The 4265-nt window shown below is 69.7% G+C and carries 5 protein-coding genes; 2 read left to right on the top strand and 3 right to left on the bottom strand.

Translation table 11 applies throughout. From position 1 onward, the window contains the following. The coding region (locus tag ACJA3G_RS31460) for a BTAD domain-containing putative transcriptional regulator (protein ID WP_406556445.1) at positions 1-938 on the bottom strand (938 nt) is incomplete at its 3' end. Positions 939-1136: 198 nt separating this feature from the next. Then, on the bottom strand, positions 1137-2009 hold the full coding sequence (locus ACJA3G_RS31455; RefSeq protein ID WP_406556444.1) for a helix-turn-helix transcriptional regulator: 873 nt from the start codon (positions 2007-2009) through the stop codon (positions 1137-1139). Between the two features lie 190 nt (positions 2010-2199). Here ACJA3G_RS31455 and ACJA3G_RS31450 point away from each other — a divergent pair, with 190 nt between their 5' ends. Further along, positions 2200-2961 carry an SDR family oxidoreductase gene (locus tag ACJA3G_RS31450; RefSeq protein WP_406556443.1) on the top strand — a complete coding sequence of 254 codons (762 nt, stop codon included), beginning with the start codon at positions 2200-2202 and terminating at the stop codon, positions 2959-2961. 210 nt (positions 2962-3171) lie between these two features. Here the strand turns inward: ACJA3G_RS31450 and ACJA3G_RS31445 are convergent, their stop codons facing one another. Continuing rightward, positions 3172-3312 carry a hypothetical protein gene (locus ACJA3G_RS31445; protein ID WP_406556442.1) on the bottom strand — a complete coding sequence of 47 codons (141 nt, stop codon included), beginning with the start codon at positions 3310-3312 and terminating at the stop codon, positions 3172-3174. Between the two features lie 169 nt (positions 3313-3481). Here ACJA3G_RS31445 and ACJA3G_RS31440 point away from each other — a divergent pair, with 169 nt between their 5' ends. Next, entirely contained in the window at positions 3482-4156 is a 675-nt protein-coding gene (locus ACJA3G_RS31440) for a Pr6Pr family membrane protein (RefSeq protein WP_406556441.1), read from the top strand. Positions 4157-4265: the final 109 nt, after the last annotated feature.

Below are 4265 nucleotides of genomic sequence, written 5' to 3'. Positions count from 1 at the left end.
CATGCGACCGGGGGCCCGGCGGTCATGGCCGCCGGGCCCCCGGTCGCATGGCCGTGCGGACGCGGCTGCCCGGACCCGCCCGTGCTCACGCCGGGCATGCGCGGGCCCTCCCCGCCCATGCCCGTACGCGGCGACTCCACCGGCGCCGACTCCACCGCGAGCCCCTGCGGCATCGCGGCCGACGGCCGGTGGTCCGGCAGGTCGCCGCGGAGGATCTCCTCGTACGCCGCGCGCATCGCGGAGCCGGGGCTGATGCCGAGTTCTTCGGCAAGCAGACCGCGGGTGCGGTGGTACCAGTCGAGGGCGTCGGACTGGCGGCCGGCCCGGAACAGGGTGCTCATCAGCGCGGCCGTCAGGGACTCGCGCAGCGGGTACGCCGCCGCCTCCGTCTTGAGCAGGGCGACGGCCGGCGGGAAGTCACCGAGCAGCCCGTACACCTCGGCCAGTCGCTCGACCGTGGAGAGCCGGGTCTCCTCAAGCGCCTGGGCGGCGGCGCACAGCATGGCGCTGGGCACGGTTCCGGTGAGAGCGGGGCCACGCCAGAGGCCGAGCGCCTCGCGCAGCACCGAGGCGGTGTCCTCGGGCCTCTCCTGCCGCTGACCGCGCCTCACCAGCTCCTCGAAGCGGTGTACGTCGAGGATCCCTTCGGGCAGCTCCAGCAGGTAGGCGGAGCCGTGGGTGGACAGCCGTACGCCGTACTCGTCGAGTTCGCCCTCCCCGAACAGCACGCGCAGGCGGGAGACATGTCCATGCACGACGGTACGGGCGTGAGCGGGAGGTGCCTCCTCCCACACCGCGTCGATCAGCTGCGTCACCGGGACGGCCGCGTTGCACCGCAGGAGGAGCGTGGCGAGCACACTGCGCCGCTTGGTCGGCCCGAGCGGCAGATCGCAGGTGCGGGTCGCCACCCCCACTTCGCCAAGCAGCCGAAACTCCACGTCATCTCCCATGTCGCACGAATGAACGACATCAGATTACGCAGTGTGTCTCAGGCTTCACACGCCCGGATCCCTTGACGCCCCGAAACGGTCGCGAGGCTGATAGGCAACGACGAATGACCGGGCGCCGAGACGGTCCGGGGATGGCGGAGTTCTTGGCGGGCCGTTCTGACTGTGGCGCCAGACAGCCAGTGCTCGTCAGGGTGTCTTCGGGCCGGGGATGTCCACGGGCTTACCGTGTGCTGTGTCGGTGGATTCGGTGTGTGCGAGCGCGGCGAGCAGCTGCAGCTTCTCGTCGCTGTCGCTGTCCTTGTCGGGGTAGTAGACAACGAGGATGACGTCGTCGATGGGGAGTTTGTCGCGGTGGAGGCGTAGTTCGCCGACGACGGGGTGGTGGACGGTGGTGGTGCCTCCGTCCAGGTTGCGGACGTCGTGCCGGGCCCACAGAGTGCGGAACCGCTGGCTGGACAGTGCGAGCTCTCCGACAAGTTCGACGAACCGGGGGTTGCCGGTGTCATCCCCGATGGTGGTGCGAAGAGCGGCGATGAAGTCGGCGGTGGCTTTCGCCCAGTCCTGCTGGAAGGCTTGTTCCTCCGGGTCGAGGAGGAGGGAACGAAGCCGGTTCTCGCCGGGTCGCAGACGGGGGGAGAGGGCGAGAGCCATGGGGTTGGAGGCCAATACGTCGAAGGCGCGTCCTTCGACGAACGCGGGGATGGGAAGGTGGGCGAGGAGTTGGTGCACGCGTGCCGGTACGTGCTCGGGTCGCTTGCGGCGCGGCGCCCTGGGGCGTGCCGCTGCGAGGCCGAGCAGATAGGTCCGCTCGACGTCGTCGAGGTTCAGGGCGCGCGCGAGTGATTCGAGGACCTGAGGTGAGGGGTTCTTGTCGCGCCCCCGTTCCAGGCGCAGGTAGTAGTCCGGGCTGATTCCGGCGAGCAGGGCGACTTCCTCACGGCGCAGGCCGGGTACGCGGCGGTTGCCGCCGGGCGGGAGCCCTGCCTGTGCCGGGGAGGCCAGGTCGCGCCGGGCGCGGAGGTAGCTGCCGAGTTGGTTGTCCGATTCCTCATCCTTCACCACACCACCGTAATGCGGTGTGTGCGTCTGAAGGGGGGCCCTGGCAGGACCAGGGAAGACGGGGACCCTGCCGCGCTCGGCGGAGCCGGTCGAGACTGGCGATATCACTGTTCGAAAAGGACAGAGATCATCGCTGAACAGCGCCGCGGGTCTCAACGCCGTGGGTGCTCTGAACTGAAGGGAAGGCCTCGTGGATCTCTCCAACCGCACCGTTTTCATCGTCGGCGGAACGTCCGGCATCGGCCGGGAACTGGCCCGGCGGTTCGCCGCGGCGGGCAGCACCGTGGCCGTCGGCGGTCGCGGCGCAGAGGCGCTCCTGGAACTCTCCGACGAAGGCATCGGCACATTCGGCATCGATGTCACCGACGGTGCCTCCGTCGCACGTGCCCGCGACGCCGTACTCGTCCGGTACCCCGAGCTGGACACTGTGGTGACCATGGCGGGGGTCATGCTCCTGGAGGACCTGCGCGATCCGGCCCACTTCGCGGCGGCACACAAGACGATCGACACCAACCTGGTCGGCACCATCAGGGTCGTCGACGCCTTCACCCCACACCTGGTCCAACGCGGCGCCGGCACCTTCCTTACCGTCACCTCCGGCATCGCCTTCCTGCCGTTCCCGCCCATGCCCACCTACGCCGCCTCGAAAGCCGCGGTGCACGCCTACTCGGAGGCACTGCGCGCGCAACTGGACGGCACCGGCGTCAGCGTCGTCGAGCTCGTCCCCCCGGCCGTCGCCACGGCAGGGCAGGAGAAAGTGAACCCGCAGGCACTGCCGCTTGACGACTTCGCCGCCGAGGTCATGCAGCTGCTCTCGCGGAACCCCACCCCTGAGGAGATCCTGGTCGAGCGGGTCCTCACCCACCGCTGGGCCGAGCGCGACGGCACCTACGACGACCTCGTCGCAAAGCGCTCCCAGGCTCTGGCCATGCTCCCCAGCCGCCAAAACTGACCTCTCCCCCACCCCATGGCCGTCGCCACGGCCACAGCAGGGCCGATGCTCAGCAACGCCGGCTACCCCCGGGAGCGAGCAGCTGGTGAGTTCACGGATCGCATACCGGGAGGGCTTGAAGCTCGCTGGCCTCGTAGCGGTCGCGCGGTGCTCGTCGGAGTCCGGGCGCCGGTCCCTTCCAGGCCCCGACGGGAGGCGCCTCCACCGCCTCTACCCGACCATGCCGAAGGATCGTGTCCACCAGGTGGGCCGTGCTGCGAAGTGCTCCAGCGCGCTGGAGCCGTCGTAGTCGCTATCCAGCAGTTCTTCGGGGACGCTCACATAGCCGAGTTCGGCCAGGGCCCGCTCCACGGTGGCGAGGTCGGCGGGATCCAGCGGCCCCCTCCTCCTCGCGGGCGCCTCCCGCAACCGGACTGGCCCGACAAGCAGATACAGGCCGAGACCGCCCTCTGGGGCCACCGGGCCGGGGCCGGAAAGGCGCAGAGGTTCCACCGATCTACACGCACGTAATATCCAGGTCATGTCTCTAAGCACCAAGCTGGAAGGTTCGGCCAAAATAGGGCTGGCGCTGCTGGGCGCCGCGGCCCTCGCCACCTCGCTCGACCGGGCAACGCACACCGACGAGGGCGCAGCGAACTGGATCTCGTATTTCACCAATCTCTCCAACCTGCTCGGCGCCGCCGTCCTGCTGACCGGTGGGCTGGCCCTGTTGCGCGGCACCCGCCCCGTCCCCGACCTGTTGCGCGGTGCCGCCACCCTCTATCTGGTGATCACAGGACTGGTGTACTGGACCCTGCTGGCCGGAACCATCGATGCGAACACGATCATCTGGGCCAACGACGTTGTGCACGGCGTCATCCCGGCCGCCTTCCTCGCCGACTGGCTACTGCGTCCTCCGCCGCGCCGCATCTCCTGGACCCAGTCTCTGCCCTGGCTCGCCTTCCCGCTGCTCTACCTCGCTTACTCCCTTCTGCGCGGGCCGCACGTGGGCTGGTACCCGTACGACTTCCTCGACCCGCGCGAGCCGGGAGGCTACGGACACGTCGCGACCTGGTCGGTGATCATCACGCTGGCCTTCACGGGCATGGCGTCGCTGCTGGTCCTGTATGTCAACGCGCGCCAGAGGAGAGGCGGGAGTGGCGGCACCGGCGTCAGCGAGCGCGAAGACCGTGATCGGGACCCGATGACGGCCTGAGCACGGCCGCGCGGACATGGGCGGCTGGCGTCCCGGTCATCGCTCCGCGTCCGAGCCTCGCCGGCCACGCCGGCTAGGCAGCAGCAGGCGCGGCCCCCATCCCCCACGG

Origin of the sequence: Streptomyces sp. YS-3, assembly GCF_045257485.1 — a bacterium.
Taxonomy (GTDB): domain Bacteria; phylum Actinomycetota; class Actinomycetes; order Streptomycetales; family Streptomycetaceae; genus Streptomyces.
This window is presented reverse-complemented; position numbering and strand designations above follow the sequence as displayed.